This window comes from Comamonas sp. (assembly GCF_036643215.1).
In the GTDB taxonomy this organism is placed as follows: domain Bacteria; phylum Pseudomonadota; class Gammaproteobacteria; order Burkholderiales; family Burkholderiaceae_C; genus Comamonas.
In genome coordinates, this window is record NZ_JAVXSJ010000002.1 from 54,860 (window position 1) to 72,916 (window position 18,057).

Here is an 18,057-nt window from a genome sequence, read left to right on the forward strand (position 1 = left end):
TTCAAGATGAAGAAAATTTTCAACCTCAAGAGTCTGCCCGCCTTGCTGCTGGGCGGTGCAAGTTTGGTGGCTGCCAGTGCAGCCTTGGCATGGCAGCACAATCCGGTCGATAAGGTCAGTAATCCGGAAAAGCTGGAGTTCACCAATGTGCATGTGAATTGGCCTGACTTCAAAGAGCCCTTTGTGCGGGACGGCATTGTGTCCAAGCCTGAAGGCTTCCGTCAGGTGCAGGCCGGGCTGACGGCCGGCCAGGTGCAGACCATGCTGGGCCAGCCGCTCAAGCAGGCTCAGGGTTCGCGGGGACTGGAGTGGGATTACAACTTCAAGTTCCTGATGCCGCAGTCCCAGAACTATCTGGTGTGCCAGTACAAGGTGGTGTTTGAGGGCGATCAGGCTGAGAAGGTGCGTGAGGCTGTCTGGCGGCGTCACCAGTGTCTGGACCTGGTTCAGCCCAAGGGCTAAGCTGGGATGAGTTGCTCATCGCCTTGTGCGATGGGCCTAGAAAAAAGCCCTGGCGGGAATTTCCTGCCAGGGCTTTTTTATGTATTCAGATGAACTGATTGCTATCTTTCGCGTAGCGCTTCACCAGCCTTGTTAAAGGGCTTGGTGATGTATTGCCAGATGGTTTTTTGTCCGGTGCGAATGTCTGCGCTGGCGACCATGCCTGGCACGATGGCAAAGCGTTTGCCTGCCTTGTTGACCAGTGCATCCGACTCGGTGCGAACCAAGACGGGGTAGTAGAGCACTTCGCGTTTGACTTCATCGCGCACTGTGTCGGGGGCGATGGTGACGACCTTGCCTTTGAGGCCGCCATAGATGGCGTAGTCATAGGCGGTGACTTTGACCATGGCCTCTTGCCCGGGATGAATGAAGGCAATGTCGCGCGGCGAGATGCGGGCTTCAATCAGCAACTGGTCGTCGAGTGGCACCAGTGTCATTACGGAGCCGTTAGGGGGGATGACGCCACCGATGGTGGTGACCTCCAGGGCTTTGATGATGCCGCGTACAGGAGAGATCAGCGTCATTCTCTCCAGCGCATCAGTCCGGCCGCGCACCACGGATTGCAGGGATTTGACTTCTGCTTCGGCCTTGGCCAGTTCTTCACGGGCGCGCAGCATGTAGGCTGCGCGTGCTTCGCCCACTTTCAGGTCTAGCTCTGCGCGTTGGCGCTCTAGCCGGATCAGCTCGACATTGCTGGCCGCGCCGCTGCTTAGCAGCGAGCGGGTGATTTCCAGCTCCTTGCGCACCAGGGCAAGGGCTTGGTTCAGGCCTGAGGTGGTTTCTGCAAGAGCGCTGCGCCGTGAGCGTAGCAGGGCTGTCTCTGTCGCGAGGAGCTGTGGGTGGGCCTTGAGTTCATCGGGGAACGCAGGGGTGTCCTGGCCTTTGATTTCGGCTTCGAGGCGGGAGCTGGCCGCAAGGGCCGCCCGGTAGCGGACAGCGGTTTCTTCTACGCTCGATTCGCCCCGGGTGGGGTCGAGGCGGGCAAGCACCTCGCCTTTTTCGACAATCTGCCCTTCACGTACGCGCAGCTCCGCAAGAATGCCGCCTTCGAGAGACTGTATGCGCTGCTCTCTGGAGGTGGGGATGACTTGCCCTGTTCCGCTCGAAACTTCGTCCACTTCGAAGTACCAGGCCCAGGCGAAGAAGGCCAGCAGAAATCCGGCAGTCAGCCAGACGACCTGGTTGGAGTGGCTGGCCTTTACTTCGTCAAAGTCATCAGGCTTGGGCAGTGTCGTGCGTTGGCGCTGGGCAGCAGCGGCGGCCGATGGGAAAAGCTTGTTCATCATGCCGCGACTCCTTGTTTTGTGTTTGCGGCTTGCGGTGCGCCGCGCAGCTGTGCCATCACGGCTTCTCTGGGTCCGTTGACGACGATGGTGCCGCCATCCACCACGATGATGCGGTCCACAATGTCAAGAACGGCAGGGCGGTGCGTGGCGATGACCAGTGTGTGGTTGCGAGGCAGCTTGCGCAGGCTTTGTATGACTTCACGCTCCGCGACTTCATCCAGGGATGCAGTGGGTTCGTCCAGCAGCAGCACTCGGGGCTGGCGCAGCAGCAGGCGGGCCAGCAGCAGGCTCTGGCGTTGACCGCCGGACAGGCCAAGGCCTCCCTCGAGAATGGGGTGATCCAGCCCTGTAGGCAGCTTGCGTACAAAGGCCCAAGCGCCTACGGCTTCCAGAGCTTTCATGATGTCTTCGTCAGTGGCATGGGGTGAGCCCAGTACCATGTTGTCTCGCAGTGAGCCGTGGAACAGGCGGGCGTTCTGCGTGAGCAGGGCGATATCCCGTCTGACGTCGCCTGGATCAATGTGCTGGAGTGAGACGCCATCCAGCAGCAGCTGGCCCGTTGCGGGCTCCATCAAGCCAGACAGCGCGTGCAGCAAGGTGGATTTGCCCGCACCGTTGCGGCCCAGTACGGCAATGCGTTCGCCAGGCTGGATGCTGAGGCTTTTGACTTGCAGGCATACGGTCTTGCCGTCATGGCTGAAGCTGGCCTGATTGAATTCATAGTGCCCCTGAAGTACGGGGCGGTGTACGCGCGTGCCCTCTGCCGCATGGTCGACCGGCAGCTTCATGAGTTGATCCAGGGCCTGGCTGGCGACCTTGGCCTGCTGCCAGCGGTTGAGCACCTGGGTGATGCTGGCCAGAGGGGCCAGCATGCGAGAGCACAGCATGGATGCAGCGACAAGCACGCCAGTGCTGATGTCGCCACGCATGACCTGAGGGGCCCCGACCACAATGACGACGGCGAAGGCGCCGCCCTGCACGGTCTGCAGCCAGTTGCTGAGGGTGTGCAGAAGTGCCCGCATTTGCAGCCCTGATTCCGCACTGACGGCGTTGTAGTGGTTCCACTGGTTCTGGAATCTGGCCTCTGCCTGCAGCAGCTTGATGTCTTCAATGCCTTGCACGGTTTCCACCAGCATGGCGCTGCGCAGAGCAGATTCGCGCGTGCTGGCCTGCGCCAGCTGACGCAGCTTGGGCTGTGCCAGCAAGCTGGGAAGCAACAGGGCGACGAAAGCCGCCGCAGGGACCCAGACCAGTTCGCCAGCGATGAGCCAGAAAATTACGCTGAACAGCAGAAAGAAGGGAAGGTCTGCGACGGCTGCGATCGTGGTGGAGGTGAGCATTTCGCGCACAGGCTCCAGCTCACGGATCTGAGAGATGAAGGTTCCGGTTGCCTTGGGGCGGGCGCTGTTGCGAACGCGCAGCGCATGGCCAAAGACACGGTCGGAGATGCGCATGTCGGCGCGCTTGCCCAGAATGTCCGTGATGTGCATGCGCGCACTGCGCATGACCCAGGCAAACACCATGGAGAGCACAACACCACCAAACAGTACCCACAGTGTGGGCAGCGACTGGGAGGGAACCACGCGGTCATAGACCTGCATGGAGAACAGCACGCTGCCCAGCGCCATGAGGTTGGTGACGAGGGAGGCCAGCAGAATGTGGGCGTAGGGGCGCAGGTCTGCCAGGACCAGTTGGCGCAGCCAGTTGGGCTTGACGGGCTGGATATAGCTGTCGACCCGTGAATCCGGTGCGGATTGCAGGGGCCTGAGCACGGCCATGGCTTCAACCTGTGGTTGCAGCGCTTCGGCGGTGATGTTGCTTTCGGCGCCTTGGTCGCCGCTGAAGCTGATGCGCAGCCCATCCGTGGTCTTGGCCGTGATGACCGCAACCTGGTCATCTTTCAGCACCACCACGACTGGCAAACGCCAAGGGGTCAATGAGGCTAGTAACGGCTCTACTTGCTTGAAGCTGAGGCCGGCCTGCAGCGCCAACTGGTGGATCAGCTCCAGAGTGCTCTGGTTGCCACTCCATTCCGCCGCGACTCGAAGGTGCTCGCGCGAGGTGTTGAGCTGGTAGTGTGCGGCGACGGATAGCACGGTATCCAGCACGTCAGAGGTGGTGGCGTTTTTGACGGTCATGGCTTGCTTCCGTTGTTGGCGATGGGCATGTCCAGGTGGAAGGTATCGCGCAGGTGTCCGCTTTGGTACAGGCACTCCACACCCAGTCTCAGTTGCTCGTACTGGTTATCCAGCTGATCAAAGCGCGCACCGTGGTATTCCTGCTCTGCGTTGAGAAGCTCCAGCAAAGAGCGGGTGCCGAGTTGCAGATACTGATCCGCATAGAGCTGTTTGGTACCCTTGATGCTTGCTGTGCGTTGAGCCAGCAGAGGCTCTCTGGAGCGTTGACCCATAAACTGAGCCTGTGCATCCTGCAGGCCTTGCTGGGTTTGCAGTTGCGCCTGCTCGATCGAGGCTTCTGCCGCATCCAGCGCATACATGGCGGCGCGCAGGCGGGCCTGGTTGCCTCCTCCTTCATAAAGAGGGGCGCTGAAGTTCACGGTCACAGAGGTGTTCAGTCCGCTTGGGCTGTTGCTGCGGGACTGGCTGTCGATGCCGCGCTGCACGGATCCGTCCAGTGACAGGGTGGGCATGCGGGTGCTGTCAGCCACATCCACGCCGGCCCGGGCCGCATCACGCAGCGCCTGGGCGCGCAAGATGAGAGAGTTGGGCGCAGCCAGTGCTGCAGCGTTGCAAGCCTGCAAGAGGAACTGCGGCGCAGCACTGTCGGAGGAGACAAGCGTCTTGGCACCCGTGAGCTGCATGAGGCTGATGCGGTTGCGCTGAACCTGCGCAGCAATATTGATGGCCTGGGCGGCAGCAGATTCCACGCGTGACTGCGCTTGCAGGGAGTCAGAGCGGGTGCTCGCGCCTTTTTTCTCGCGCTCCATGGCCAGATTGGCCAGCGCCTTGACCCCTTCGACCTGCGAGGAGGCGATCTGGCTCATGGTCTGCTGGCGGCTGAGTTCTACCCAGACCAGTGCGGTTTCACGCGTGACCGCTTCCTGGGTCAATTGAAGCTGGTAACGGGCCGCTGTGGCCTGCGCCTGTGCCTGCGTCACCGAGTGGGAGACTTTGCCAAAGTCATACAGCATTTGTGAAACCGTCACCTTGCCCAGATTGGTGCGCGTGGAGCCGGTGCTGGTGTTTCTTTGGCTGCTGGATTCGCTGCTGATGCCCGCCCGGACTTGTGGGTAGTAGGCGGCTTTGGCGGCTGAAATGCCTTCCTGGGTCTGCTGCAACTGCCCTGTGGCGTTGCGTAAAGACGGATGCCAGTCATTGGCCGCTTTGACCGCTTCAGTCAGGCTCAAGGCCACAGGCTGGGCGGCACGCGCCGAAGGGGAGGGTGCGTCTGCCTGTGCGGCAAACGCAGGCTGCAGGCTTACGCTCAGCAGCAACGCTGTGCTGACGGTGCACAGCGGCGTAAGGTAGGGAGACTTGAATAGGGACATGGTGGACGCATGCTTGTGATGGCCGTGCGGCTCATCACAAGAAGCAACAGGCAGTTGCTGCGCCATGCTGGAGCACCAGGCAGCCTGTTGTGTTGAGGCAGCAGTGCTATTTCCAATGGCAAGTTATCCAGCCTTTTGATAGGGTGCTGCCAAATAGGATAATTCCTACATGCTAACAACTGGGTGCATGTTTGTCACCCGGCCCAAAGTAAATCCTGAGGCCAGGTATGCGCTTGTGTTGGGGCAGGGCGACAGCAAAGATTGAAAATGACAATGTCTTGCAATCGCTTTGATTTGCATAGCATTTAGCGCTTGATGGATAAGCGCTTTAGCCATAACGCATTCAGTCTCCCCCACCCTCCAGGCCGCGCAAAAACGTCTGACTCATCAGCGCCCGCAGCGCAGGCGGCCGCACCGGCTTTGCCAGAAAGCCCCAGCCGCGCTCGGCGGCCTGGCGGCGCAGGGTGCTGTCGCCTTCGGCGGTGAGCAGAATGACGGGTGGCTGCTGGCCCCAGCGGTCGCAGAGCTGGGCATAGACATCGGGGCCGTAGAGCTGGCCCAGATGTACGTCCAGCAGCACCAGTTGTGGGGCGTTGCCGGGTTTGGCGTATGCCAGCGCCTCGGGGGCGTTGGCGGCCAGCAGTACCTCGCATCCCCAGCGCTGTAACAGGGCGCAGGTGGCATCGCGCGTAGGAGGGTCGTCTTCTACGTACCAGATGGCGGCGCCTTGCAGCGGGCTGTCGCTGCGGGCGCTGGGTGATGGTTCCTGCAAGGTGGGCGCCACGGCTGCGGCATTGCCCAGTGGCACGCTGACCCAGAAGATGCTGCCTTTGCCAAGCGTTGAGCGCAGGCCGATTTCATGGCCCAGCAGCTTGCCAAGGCGCTCGACGATGGCAAGGCCCAGGCCAGTGCCGCGGTCGTCGGCATGGCCTTCGTCGAGGCGGCGAAATTCTTCGAAGATTTCTTTTTGCAGACCGGGTGGAATGCCGGGGCCTTGGTCGTGCACTTCGATGCGGACATGGTCGCCATTGGGTCGGTGTTCACGGCGGCAACCGACGACGATGCGGCCCTTGTGTGAGTAGCGGATGGCGTTGGAGACAAAGTTCTGCAGAATGCGGCGCAGCAGGGCTTCGTCACTGCGCACCACCAGCTGGCTGGGGATGCAGCGCAGGCTCAGGCCTTCATGCTCGGCCTGCAACGCAAAGTTGTTGTGCACCACTTCCAGCAGCGAGCTGACGGTGAAGTCGCGCACATGGACTTCGAGCTGGCCCGATTCCATGCGCGAGATATCGAGCAGGCTGGTGAGGATGGCGTCTTGCGATGCCAGTGATTTGTCCACGCGCTGGGCCAGCAGGCGGCCGGCATCGTCTTGCAGATAGGCGGGCAGCAGGCTGGTGAAGATGCGTGCTGCGTTCAGCGGTTGCAGCAGGTCGTGCACGGCGGATGCGACAAAGCGGGTTTTATAGCGGTTGGCACGTTCTGCCTCTTGCTTGGCCTGCGCCAGATCGTGCGTGCGTTCGGCAATGCGCTGCTCCAGCGTGTCGGCCAGATTGCGCAGCTCGCGAGCGGTGTTCTTGTAGCTGGTGATGTCGGCGTAGCTGGTGACAAAGCCGCCGTCTGGAAGTGGGTTGCCACGAATCTCCAGCACCGTGCCGTCGCCCTTGGCGCTTTCATGCAGGTGCGGGCTGCCGCTGCGCAGGTGCTCCAGCCGGCGCTGTATGGCCTGATCCACATCGCCCTTGCCCAGCAAGCCGCGCTTGGCGTTGTGGCGTATCAAGGTCTCAATGGGCTGGCCCACATGCATCAGCTCGGGTGGGTAGCGAAATAGCTCGATATAGCGTGAATTCCATGCAACCAGCCGCAATTGCGGATCGACCACCACCACGCCCTGGGGCAGATGCTGCAGGCTGCGTGAGAGGCCGGTATCGGCCTGTTTGGCGGCCTGAACAATGCCGTCTTGTGCGGTGCGCAGCTCTTGCGCGTGCTGGTGCAGCACGGTTTCCAGTTCTTTGCGGCTGCGCTGGCGCAGTGCGGCCAGCCGCTGGCGCTGGCGTATGTAGAGCACCAGCAGCGATGCAGCCAGCCACAGGCCGCCTGCGGCAATGGCGGCCCAGTGGCTGGTGGACTGGTTGTGGCCTATGTCGTGCAGCAGGTGCAGCTGCCAGCTGCTTTCTGGCAAGTCCATGCGCAGCCAGAGCACCGGGTCGGCCAGCTGGGGCTGGCTGAAGGAGGCCAGTACGCCACTGCCTTCAGAGGTCTGGTTGATGCGGTAGCTCAGCGGTTGCAGCGTCTGGTCTGCGTACTGGTGCGTGTCCTGTACTTCCTGCTCGTCTTTGGCGGAAAGCGGCTGCAGCAGGCGGTAGCGCCATTCATCGCGGTTGGACAGGAAGACCACGCCATGCTCATCGGATGCCAGCACGATGTCTGGCGACTGGCGCCATTCGCCTTCCAGCTCTTGGAGCAAAATTTTGATAGCTATGAGGCCAAGTACAGAGCCGTCATCCGCACGAATGGCTTGAGACAGAAAGTAGCCGGGCAGGCCAGTCGTCATGCCGATGCCGTAAAAGCGGCCGCTGCCATGGCTCAGCGCCTGCGTGACGTAGGGGCGAAAGCTGTAATCCTCGCCCACATTGGTGTGCGAGCCGCGCCAGTTGCTGGCGGCCAGTGCCTTGCCATTTTTGTCGATGAGGGTGAGGGTGGATGCGCGGCTGGCGCCGTTGGCTTGCTCCAGCTTGCGGTTGAGCTTGTCCACCTCCGCTGCGCTCAATGGGTGGGTGAGTGCGTCTTTGAGCTGGTGATCAAGCGCCAGCACCTCGGGCAGGGTGCGGTAGCGGTCCACGCGCTGCACCATGGCCTGCGCGTAGAGGGTGAGCTGGCGCTGCACGCTCTGGCTCTCGTCGTGCAGCGAGGTCTGCAGCGCAATGCGGCTGGCGGCAAACATGCACAGCAGCATGCCGGCCAGCACGACAAGCAAGGTCAGGAGCAGGCGGTTTCGCGCGAATTTTTGAACGAGATTGGGCACAAGGTTGGACTTGGAGCGCGGGGTGTATGGACGGTCAGGCGTCTCAGTGTGGGTGGGTAGACGCGTTCAAAGGGATTGTGGTGTACTAGGGGTTTCCCTAGGTTTGTACTCGCTCTCCTAGGGAGGCAGGCTGCATCTAATACCAATAGGTTATCGGCACAAAAACGGCGCGGGGGTACAAACGGCAACAAATCGGTGCACCACGGTGGTGCCCCCCCTAATTTTGGGAGATGCAGCATGCACTCAATACCCACTGAATCCGCTCCTCGCGAGAACCTGCCGTTTTACCGCCAACTGTACTTTCAGGTGGTGTTTGCCATCATCGTGGGCGTGCTGCTGGGTCACTTCTCGCCTGCTTATGGCGAGGCCATGAAGCCGTTTGGCGACGCGTTCATCAAGCTCATCAAGATGATCATCGCGCCGGTGATCTTCTTGACCATCGTGACCGGCATTGCCAGCATGACGCACCTGAGCGCCGTGGGCCGCGTGTTCGGCAAGGCCATGGCGTACTTCCTGACCTTCTCCACACTGGCGCTGGTTGTCGGTCTGGTGGTGGCCAACGTGATGCAGCCAGGCTCTGGCATGCACATCAACCCCGCCGATCTGGATCAGAGCGCCGTCAAGGGCTATGTGGCCAAGTCGCATGAGATGACGTTGACCGGCTTTGTGATGGACATCATCCCCAAGACCCTGGTCAGCCCATTTGTGGGTGACAACATTCTGCAGGTGCTGCTGGTTGCGGTTCTGTTTGGCGTGTCGCTGGCGCTGGCTGGCGAGGGCGGTAAGACCGTGCTGAACTTCCTGGAGTCGCTGACCAAGCCCATCTTCAAGCTGGTGAACATCGTCATGAAGTTCGCCCCCATCGGCGCTTTTGGAGCCATGGCCTTCACCATTGGCAAGTTTGGTCTGGGCTCGCTGGTCAATCTGGCCGAGCTGGTGCTGACCTTCTACATCACCTCGGCGCTGTTCGTGCTGGTGATTCTGGGCGCTGTGGCCCGTGCCTGCGGCTTCTCGGTCATCAAGCTGATCAAGTACCTGAAGGACGAGCTGCTGCTGGTGCTGGGTACATCGTCGTCCGAGTCGGCTCTGCCTTCGCTGATGCACAAGATGGAAAAGGCTGGCTGCAGCAAGTCGGTGGTGGGTCTGGTGGTTCCTACCGGTTACTCCTTCAACCTGGACGGCACCAACATCTACATGACGCTGGCTGCGCTGTTCATCGCTCAGGCCACCGATACGCACCTGACGCTGGGCCACCAGATCGCACTGCTGCTGGTTGCCATGCTGTCGTCCAAGGGCGCAGCGGGCGTGACTGGCGCGGGCTTCATCACTTTGGCCGCCACTCTGGCCGTGGTGCCTGAAGTGCCAGTGGCCGGTATGGCGCTGATTCTGGGTGTGGACCGCTTCATGTCTGAATGCCGTTCGCTGACCAACTTCATCGGCAACGCCGTTGCGACCGTGGTTGTCTCTAAGTGGGAAAACGCGCTGGACTACGACAAGCTGGATGCCGCGCTGTCGGGCAAGCCTGTTACCGCTGAAGCGGCTGCGCATGCCTGATCACGCTGCGTGCTGAACGAAAAAAGCCCTGCTCGAAAGATCAGGGCTTTTTTGCTGTCTGACGCAATCACATCAAGCGCGAGTAGCTATGATTTTTGCAGTGATCAGGGTGGCGTTCCCAGCAAGTCATACGCAGCCAGCACGCGCAGCGTATCGCGGCCCAGTCGTTTGCTGCGGGGCAGAACGCGCACCCAGCCCAGTTTTTTGACCGTACGGGCCAGAACCTGCTGTGCATCAGCAGGCAGTTGCTGAACAAAGGCTAGCCAATGCTTTTGCGCTTCTTCCATCGCCCCCGCCTGCTGCAAAAACAGAGCGGTGGACTGGGCGTAGTTCAGAGCATCACGGGCCATGCACACGGCGCGGGGCAGGTGGGCTGCGGGGTCGTCTTCAAAGTCGATAAAGCCAATTACCCCATCGGCGCAGACCACCATGTTGCGGGCCACGGCCTGGCTCAGCACCTCGCCCCTGGTGTGCGCATCATGAATCGCATCCAGCCCCTGTCGCCATAGCTTGAGTGTGGCGGCTGAGCCTTTGGGGATGGCGTCTTCAATGGCGTTGCTCAGCGACGGCGCTTCTTCGCCGGGTCTGCCCAGATGGCGCATGACAAAGGCTTGCTCCGTCGTGGCCAGCACTTCAGGCACGCGCAGGCCTTTGGCCTTGAAGTTGCGCAGGCGGCGCGCCTCGGTCTGAATGGATTCGGCCCCGCCGGGGTTGGGCACGGGTTGCAGCACGGCGGCGCCGAAGAGCTTGGCCAGCGCGCTCAGCAACCAGTAGTTCAAGGCCGGGTTGCCTTTGCTGGCGCACTTCACCCAGAGGGTTTCATGCGCCAGTTCATAACGCATGATGCTGTGGGGCTGGTTCAGATGCTCGCGCAGAAATGCTTCGTAATTGATAGCTGTCTGCGCTTTTTGCATATGGGCTTGAGCGGAATTATCCTGAGATGTCACGGCGAAGGGTCTGGCTGGCGCTGGGTTCTGGCTTCTCAGGTCCAGATACCGTTGCGCAAAGGCAAAGTCTGCGATTGTGCCGCGTTGTCGGCACTGCCCGGCGCAGATGGGCGCAGAACCGGCTCATGCAGTGGCTGAAAGCTCTGCGCTGTGGCCAGTGGCCAGTAATTCTGAAAGACCTTGTGCTGGCGCTGCAGGTTCTGGAGCAGGCAACCCGGCTCTACGCGCAGGATCAGGTTAGAAAGCAGACTGACCTGCGTATCGTCCAGCCTTCGCACAATGTGATGGGCGGTGATTTCGTTGGGGTGTTTGAGTCCGGCGGCTTGCACCAGCTCCTGCAGCGCGTGCAGCGTGTTTTTGTGGAAGTTGGCCACGCGCGTGGCTTTGTCGGGCACCACCAGCGCCTGCTGGCGCACGGCATCCTGAGTGGTTACGCCGGTGGGGCAGGTGCCCGTGTGGCAGCTCTGGGCCTGAATGCAGCCCAGCGCCATCATGAAGCCGCGCCCCGAGTTACACCAGTCGGCGCCCAGAGCCATCATGCGGGCGATATCAAAGGCGGTGATGACCTTGCCTGCAGCGCCGATCTTGATGCGGTGGCGCAGATTCACCCCCAGCAGCGTGTTGTGGACCAGCAGCAAACCTTCTTGCAGCGGCACGCCCACATGGTCCACAAACTCCACAGGTGCTGCGCCGGTGCCGCCTTCAGCGCCATCGACCACGATGAAGTCGGGGGTGATATTGGTCTCCAGCATGGCCTTGACCATGGCAAACCATTCCCAGGGGTGGCCCACGCAGAACTTGAAGCCCGTGGGCTTGCCGCCCGAGAGGCGACGCAGCTTGCCTATGAACTGCGTCAGCTCCACAGGGGTTGAGAATGCGCTGTGGCTGGAGGGCGAAATGCAGTCCACGCCCACAGGGATGCCGCGAGCTGCTGCAATTTCAGGAGTGACCTTGGCCCCGGGCAGCATGCCGCCGTGTCCAGGTTTGGCACCTTGGCTGAGCTTGAGCTCAATCATCTTGACCTGCGGATCAGAGGCGTTGGCGACGAATTTCTCTTCGCTGAATGTGCCGTCCGCATTGCGGCAACCAAAGTAGCCGGAAGCAACTTCCCAGATCAGATCACCGCCATGCATGCGGTGGTACTGGCTGATGGAGCCTTCACCCGTGTCGTGAATGAATCCGCCCATCTTGGCACCTTGATTCAGCGCCTGAATGGCGTTGCCCGATAGCGCGCCAAAGCTCATGGCCGAGATATTGAAGACGCTGGCGTGATAGGGGCGAGAGCAGGGCTCGTGCCCTTCTTGCGCCTGCTCTGGCGAGCCACCAATCCACACGCGAAAGTCGTGCGAGCCCAGCTTGGTCGGTTGCATGGAGTGGTTGACCCACTCATAGCCTTGCTGGCCTACGTCAAGCTGGGTGCCGAAAGGGCGGTTATCCACCTGCCCCTTGGCGCGCTGATAGACCAGCGAACGCTGAGCGCGGGAGAAGGGTTGAGCTTCGGTGTCGCCTTCGATGAAGTACTGGCGAATCTCGGGCCGGATGAATTCAAAAAAGAAGCGAAAGTGACCCATGATGGGGTAGTTGCGCAAGATGGCATGGGGCTTTTGCAGCAGATCGTGAAGGCCCACCAGCACCAGCACAGCCGAGGCAATCAGCCACCACAAGCCCTTGCCAGCGGTCGCTTGCGTGTAGAGCGATGCTCCAAAAACGACCACGGAAACGATCAGCGCACCGTAGCGCAGGGGCAGGCTATTGAGAAAACGATTCACTGCAGATACTCCCATGGCAGGGGGTGTTGATGGTGGCCCGTTAAAATTCAGTCCTGTACGGGGCGCATCCACACCAGATGCTTCAGTCCCCTTGGTCCATCGCCCGGCCCTGCTCTTCGATAGTGATGAAAACAGTCCGGGCCATCATAAAAGCCTTTCCCTATGCAAGAACAAGCACCTAACCCCGCCGTAGAAGATGCGGCCTCCGCCGACATGCCTGAGGGCGCACTGAGCAACGATCAGCTCGAAGAGCTGGATGCCCTGCTCGACGAAATGCGCACCCGTGGCGACGAAATCCCCCAGTGGGAGTTCTGCGACGGTTTTCTGACCGCTCTGGTCTGCACACGCCGCCCCATTGAAGCCGCCGAATACCTGCCCATGCTGCTGGGCGACGGTGAAACGCTGGACGTGGCCGCTGGTCAACCCCTGCCTAAGCTGGAAGCCTTCAAGGACGAGGCCCAGCAAGCCCGTTTCATGGAGCTGTTCGAGTTGCGCCTGAACGAAGTGCGCACCCAGCTGAATACGGACATCAAGTCTCTGGCTGACGAAGTCGCCTTCCAGCCTGAAGCGCTGGACACCCGTGGCGCCATCCTGATCCTGCCGGAAGCAGAACAGGCCGAGCTGGCTGACGAAGAGATTCCTTCCTTCTCGCAAGTGTGGGCTCTGGGCTTCATGTTTGTGGTGGAAAACTGGGCCGAAGAATGGGCTGCTCCCCGTGACAAGGAAGCTGCTCAGTGGCTGGACGCTGCAATGGAGTTCATCGTCAATCTGACCGAAGACGACACCGACACTCCAGCTCTGAACCTGTACGAAGAATCTGGCCCCGCATCGACCAGCCAGGAGCGCGTGGACGCCTTTGGCGAAGCCATCTGGGCCGTGTATGACCTGCATCGCCTGTGGAAGAGCATGGGCCCCCGTCAGGAAACCATCGTCAAGGGCGAGCAGCTCGGCCGTAACGACCCTTGCCACTGCGGTAGCGGCAAGAAGTTCAAGAAGTGCCACGGTGCATAAACCGGCTACCCCCTGAGCGGCGCTGCAGTTTCCCCTGATGGGGATGGCAGCATTGCTGCGGGGCGGCGCTTGCTAGTTGCCTCTGACAAGTCAGAGGTGGCGGCAAGCGTTGTGAGACAGGTTTTTGGTTGATGACGACGCATTTAGGTGAGCGCATACGCGCGCGGCGGCAAGAGCTGGGCTTAAGCCAGGGGCGGCTGGCGCAGATGGCGGATGTCACGGCTTCCGCTATCTCTCAGATTGAATCGGGTGCCATTCGCACCCTCAAGAACGACACGCTTTCCCGCCTTGCGGTGGGATTGCAGACAACGGCGCTGGAGCTGATGGAGGGTCTGTACAGCGAGACAGCATCGTTGCCAACCGACGAGCAGCGCTTGCTCGACAGCTATAGAAAGCTGGGGCCGCCGTTACAGGACATTGCCCTGAAACTGATTAAAGCCTTGCAGTGAATTTTTGAATTTCTGCAATTCAGGCTACGCCTTTGCTTTTCTAAAGACCTGCTGCTGGCAGGTCTTTTTGTTTTTGCAACAGATACAAAGGGTTAACCCGATTAGTCAATGTAGGACTAAATCCAATAATCTGTAGGAAACAAATGAAGATTGTGTAGCTATAAAGAGGGCTGCAGTGTGAGAGTTGTACTTGAGAGCGGTCTTCTGATCTCGCTCAGGCAAGAAAAGCGATTGTTTTTATTAGGTTTTTTGGTTTTTGAAAACTACTTATCAATGAAAAATAATTGCCAAGAGCTATGTTTTGAAGTTGTTGATAGCTATTTCAAATATTTCAAAATGTTTCCATCTCCGTAAGATCAGTTCCGCGGTGGTCGAAAAGGTCGCCACAGCGATTCTTAAACCTGAATGTTGAAGGAGCTGATCATGAAAGATCAAATCGTTAAATTCTGGCGCGATGAAGAAGGGGCAACGGCTATTGAATATGGGCTGATTGCGGGACTGATTGCTGTGGGGCTGATTGTTTCTTTGGAAGGCGTGCAGAAAGCAATAGCTGAGCTTTTTAAGAGAATTTCTGATATTTTGGGTGGTGTTTCCCCTTCAAAAGGAGGGTGAGTAGTGCTTATGGTTTTTTTATTGTGGCTTTGTGTGGCTGCAGTAATAGATGCCATATATAGAAAATTTTTTAACTGGCTTGCGATATCGGGTGGATTGGCTGCAGTTCTATGCATTTCAATCTATCCTGATTCGCATCCAGTAAATATTGAAATTTTTGACTCTTTTATTGGTGCTGCAGTTGCATTTTTTGTGCTATTGGTTTTTTATGGGCTAAAGATGATGGGCGCAGGAGATGTGAAGTTTGCAGCGGTGCTTGGGTTTTGGGTTGGGTGGAAGCTACTGCTTCCAATATGGCTCATAAGTTGTTTTTTTGCAGTGCTTCATGGGGCCTTTTCTCGAAGTTCATTGAAATATTATTTTGTGGCAACTTCATCCATGAAAGATGGGGTTGAAGGTGGTAACAGAAAATTTATTCCGTACGTGACGTATTTGAGTTTTGCATCAATTATTGTGATGGGGTTTTATAAAAATTAAAGAAGGGGGATGCATGAAGATTCAGAAAAAACAAAAAGGCGCGGCTGCGATTGAATTTGCCATCATCTTCCCAATTTTCTTTTTGATTTTCTACGCCGTTGTGACTTATGGCTTGATTTTTGCTGCACAGCAAACCATTACCCTGGCTGCTTCTGAAGGGGCTCGCGCGGCAGTTCGCTATCAAAATGGAAAAGATGCAACTGAGCGTCAAGCGCTGCGTATTGCTGAAGCCTGCAATATGTCCAATCAAGTACTTAACTGGCTGAGAAAAGCCGGCTCGGGGCAGAGTACAGGTGCGGGAGTTTGCTCCACTGGGATCACCACCACGCAAGTTACGGCGGACAAGGCGCTGTGCCCGACCTTGAATGGTGTCACCTGCATCAAGGTGCTTGTGACGTATGACTACGACAAAGCACCCCTGGTTCCAAAGTTACTGGGGCCTTTGATGGGTTTACCCACTCCAAAAACTTTGCAGGGGCAGGCTGTGGCGCAGATCAGTTTGATGGACTGAATAAAGCCGGGCCTGTAATGCCTGGCACCAAGAAGGAGGGGGGAGATGGTCAATATCGCAAAAATTGCAGTTGGGGTTTTGCTGGCTGTAGCGCTAGCTTTGGGAGTTTATGGCTGGATGTTGGCCAAAGCGCCTAAGCCTGCTGACCCGCAGGTTCAGACCTCCTCAAGCGAAGGCAAGGCAGCCTCGACTGTCAATGTGGTGGTAGCGGCTCAGGCGCTGGTTGCCGGGCAGGCTATCAAGGCGGAAGACCTGCAACTGGCGGGTCTGTCCTCTCGTCCAGACGGCGCTTATGACGATGTACCTGCCGCTGTGGGGTCGGTGCCCGCTGTCGATATTCCCAAGGGCGCTCCCATCTTGAAAGGTCAACTGGTCACGGGTCTGGCGCTGAAAGTGCCCGATGGTGAACGTGCCGTGGCGGTGAAGGTGGATGAAAGCGTGGGTGCTGGCAATCGTATTCGGCCTGGTGATTTTGTGGATGTGTTCTTTGTTCTGCGCCGTGATGGTAATGAAATTGACCAAAGCCAGGCGCGTTTGTTGTTGTCGCGCAAGCGCGTGCTGGCCTATGGCGCTGCATCCGTGGATGCGCTGACCAGCCAGGAAAAGGCGGATAGCAAGCAGCAGGGCAACGGCCCTGAAAGTGCACGCACTGCGGTGCTGTCTGTGCCGGTACAAGAGGTCAGCCAACTGGCATTGGGGGGAAGCAGCGGCAGCTTGCTGCTGGCATTGCGCAACCCCGCAGACACCAGCGAGCCGGATATGGACAAGTTCTCTCCGCTGCCCGGCGTGCTGGCCGTTTCTCTGCCCAAGGGGGCCACTGCCAATGCTCCGCTGGAAGGCGCTGATGCTGCGCAGGCAGGCGTGGCGATGAGCACCTTGGCGGGTTCCACGGGTATTCCTGCAACACGAATGAGTGCCGACAAGCCCATGACGGCAGGTGTTGCAAAGCCAGCAGTGCCCCGTACACGAACCGCGTCTGCAGACCCCTCTTTGTCGGTTGAATTTGTGCGCGGTGCTAATTCTCAAACAGTGCGGTACTGATCTATGCATCACAGGATTACTTCTACCTCTACCCGCACTTTGACGATGAATCGTCTGTCTGTTCTTTGCAGCCTGTCTTTGATGGCTTTAAGTGGCTCAGCGCTTGCGCAGCAAGCGGTAGGTGCTTCTGAAAAAATAGCAAATCAAGCAGCTGGTGCGAAAGAAATCAAGCTCGTTATGGGAACCCAGCACGAGCTGAATCTGCCCAATGGCGTAGAGCGCATTGCGATTGGTGACGATACGGTGGCGGGCGTCCATATCAAGCGCCATGGCAAGGGGGCTGCAGCCAAGATTTTGCTGAACCCGCTCAAGCCCGGTAGCACTTCATTCATGGTCTGGCCGCGCGGCGAAGCGCATGCCCAGACCTATGTGCTGAATGTGCAGCAGCGTGTGGAGCTGCGCACAGCGAAGGCATCCAGCCTGATCGAGCAGCAGTTTGCAAATGAGCTGGCCAACGCTCAGTCTGGCGACAAGGTCAAGACGGTGGATCTCTCCAGCGTGCAATTCAAGAGCAATGTGGTGCAGGTTGACGTCAAGGTGGTTGAACTCAACAAGACGCTGATGAAAAAGGTGGGGCTCAACCTTTTCAACACTGCGCCCAATAGTTCGGGCTTCAGCTTCGGTATTTTTGGCCGAGGCTCTTACGGTACAGCCGGTGGAAGTTCCATTCCCGGTTCGCCATCAAACCCCATGACAGCAGCCTTTAACTTGCTGATGCAGTTTGATAAAGCCGGTATTGGCGTCAACATTGGCATGCTCGAGGGCAATAACCTGGCGCGGGTGCTGGCAGCGCCGACGCTGGTAGCGCTGTCAGGGCAAAGCGCCAATTTTTTGTCAGGTGGCGAGGTTCCGGTGCCCGTGCCTGCTGGAACGGGTCTAGTTGCCATTCAATACAAGCCTTATGGAATTGGCCTGACTGTTTCCCCTACCGTGTTGTCCAACGATCGAATCGTGCTGAAGGTTGCCCCTGAGGCGAGTGAGCTGGACTACGCCAATAGCGTGCTCTTGAGTGGGACCTCTGTCCCGTCGATAACGACACGTCGTGCAGATACGACTGTTGAACTGGGCGATGGAGAAAGTTTTGTCATCGGTGGTTTGGTGAGCCGCACGACAACATCGGGAGTGGATAAAGTACCTTTGCTGGGCGATATCCCGGTTTTGGGCGTGCTGTTCAAACGCCAGGAGTTTCAGCAAAAGGAAAGCGAGCTGGCGATTGTGGTAACACCGCGACTGGTCAAGCCGCTGGCCCGCGATGTGAATGTGGATGCATTGCTGCCCGGGCGCACAGAGCAGCGCAATCCTTCTGTCTGGGGCCCATGGATAGCAGGAGGCCTGTCACGCAGCGTGGCGCCAGGTTTCTCGCGTTGAG

The 18,057-nt window shown here is 58.8% G+C and carries 15 protein-coding genes; 9 read left to right on the forward strand and 6 right to left on the reverse strand.

Annotation, left to right across the window (positions count from 1 at the left end; all coding sequences use genetic code 11):
- Nucleotides 1-6 precede the first annotated feature (6 nt).
- Entirely contained in the window at nucleotides 7-462 is a 456-nt protein-coding gene (bamE, locus tag RSF91_RS02050) for an outer membrane protein assembly factor BamE domain-containing protein (RefSeq protein ID WP_332566855.1), read from the forward strand.
- Between the two features lie 101 nt (nucleotides 463-563).
- Here bamE and RSF91_RS02055 read toward each other — a convergent pair whose 3' ends face one another.
- The 4 genes from RSF91_RS02055 to RSF91_RS02070 all read right to left on the reverse strand — a co-directional run bounded on the left by RSF91_RS02055 (nucleotide 564) and on the right by RSF91_RS02070 (nucleotide 8,248).
- On the reverse strand, nucleotides 564-1,787 hold the full coding sequence (locus RSF91_RS02055; protein ID WP_332566856.1) for an HlyD family efflux transporter periplasmic adaptor subunit: 1,224 nt from the start codon (nucleotides 1,785-1,787) through the stop codon (nucleotides 564-566).
- Nucleotides 1,784-3,925, reverse strand: coding sequence for a type I secretion system permease/ATPase (locus RSF91_RS02060; RefSeq protein ID WP_332566857.1), 2,142 nt, complete (start codon nucleotides 3,923-3,925; stop codon nucleotides 1,784-1,786). The genes RSF91_RS02055 and RSF91_RS02060 overlap by 4 nt, the downstream gene beginning before the upstream one ends.
- The gene (locus RSF91_RS02065) at nucleotides 3,922-5,295 is read right to left on the reverse strand and encodes a TolC family outer membrane protein (RefSeq protein ID WP_332566858.1); all 1,374 of its coding nucleotides are present in this window, start codon (nucleotides 5,293-5,295) and stop codon (nucleotides 3,922-3,924) included. Before RSF91_RS02065 ends, RSF91_RS02060 begins: the two co-directional genes overlap by 4 nt.
- Nucleotides 5,296-5,638: 343 nt before the next feature.
- On the reverse strand, nucleotides 5,639-8,248 hold the full coding sequence (locus tag RSF91_RS02070) for a hybrid sensor histidine kinase/response regulator (protein WP_332567038.1): 2,610 nt from the start codon (nucleotides 8,246-8,248) through the stop codon (nucleotides 5,639-5,641).
- Between the two features lie 306 nt (nucleotides 8,249-8,554).
- Here RSF91_RS02070 and RSF91_RS02075 point away from each other — a divergent pair, with 306 nt between their 5' ends.
- A complete protein-coding gene (locus tag RSF91_RS02075) occupies nucleotides 8,555-9,871 on the forward strand; it encodes a dicarboxylate/amino acid:cation symporter (RefSeq protein WP_332566859.1) in 1,317 nt (438 codons plus the stop codon).
- Nucleotides 9,872-9,975: 104 nt separating this feature from the next.
- Here the strand turns inward: RSF91_RS02075 and RSF91_RS02080 are convergent, their stop codons facing one another.
- Nucleotides 9,976-10,785, reverse strand: a complete 810-nt coding sequence (locus RSF91_RS02080; RefSeq protein ID WP_332567039.1) for a hypothetical protein — start codon at nucleotides 10,783-10,785, stop codon at nucleotides 9,976-9,978.
- A gap of 68 nt (nucleotides 10,786-10,853) precedes the next feature.
- Nucleotides 10,854-12,602: an FMN-binding glutamate synthase family protein gene (locus tag RSF91_RS02085; RefSeq protein WP_332566860.1), complete on the reverse strand. Its 1,749-nt coding sequence runs from the start codon at nucleotides 12,600-12,602 to the stop codon at nucleotides 10,854-10,856.
- A 198-nt stretch (nucleotides 12,603-12,800) separates the two neighbouring features.
- Between RSF91_RS02085 and RSF91_RS02090 the strand changes: the two genes are divergently transcribed.
- The 7 genes from RSF91_RS02090 (at nucleotide 12,801) to RSF91_RS02120 (ending at nucleotide 18,056) form a co-directional block, all read left to right on the forward strand.
- On the forward strand, nucleotides 12,801-13,598 hold the full coding sequence (locus RSF91_RS02090; RefSeq protein ID WP_332567040.1) for a YecA/YgfB family protein: 798 nt from the start codon (nucleotides 12,801-12,803) through the stop codon (nucleotides 13,596-13,598).
- Between the two features lie 131 nt (nucleotides 13,599-13,729).
- Entirely contained in the window at nucleotides 13,730-14,047 is a 318-nt protein-coding gene (locus RSF91_RS02095; protein WP_332566861.1) for a helix-turn-helix domain-containing protein, read from the forward strand.
- A 423-nt stretch (nucleotides 14,048-14,470) separates the two neighbouring features.
- Nucleotides 14,471-14,659 carry a Flp family type IVb pilin gene (locus RSF91_RS02100; RefSeq protein ID WP_332566862.1) on the forward strand — a complete coding sequence of 63 codons (189 nt, stop codon included), beginning with the start codon at nucleotides 14,471-14,473 and terminating at the stop codon, nucleotides 14,657-14,659.
- A gap of 9 nt (nucleotides 14,660-14,668) precedes the next feature.
- The gene (locus tag RSF91_RS02105) at nucleotides 14,669-15,136 is read left to right on the forward strand and encodes an A24 family peptidase (RefSeq protein WP_332567041.1); all 468 of its coding nucleotides are present in this window, start codon (nucleotides 14,669-14,671) and stop codon (nucleotides 15,134-15,136) included.
- Between the two features lie 13 nt (nucleotides 15,137-15,149).
- Nucleotides 15,150-15,647 carry a TadE/TadG family type IV pilus assembly protein gene (locus tag RSF91_RS02110; protein WP_332566863.1) on the forward strand — a complete coding sequence of 166 codons (498 nt, stop codon included), beginning with the start codon at nucleotides 15,150-15,152 and terminating at the stop codon, nucleotides 15,645-15,647.
- 45 nt (nucleotides 15,648-15,692) lie between these two features.
- Nucleotides 15,693-16,688: a Flp pilus assembly protein CpaB gene (cpaB, locus tag RSF91_RS02115; RefSeq protein ID WP_332566864.1), complete on the forward strand. Its 996-nt coding sequence runs from the start codon at nucleotides 15,693-15,695 to the stop codon at nucleotides 16,686-16,688.
- 45 nt (nucleotides 16,689-16,733) lie between these two features.
- Nucleotides 16,734-18,056, forward strand: coding sequence for a type II and III secretion system protein family protein (locus RSF91_RS02120; protein ID WP_442878780.1), 1,323 nt, complete (start codon nucleotides 16,734-16,736; stop codon nucleotides 18,054-18,056).
- Nucleotide 18,057: the final 1 nt, after the last annotated feature.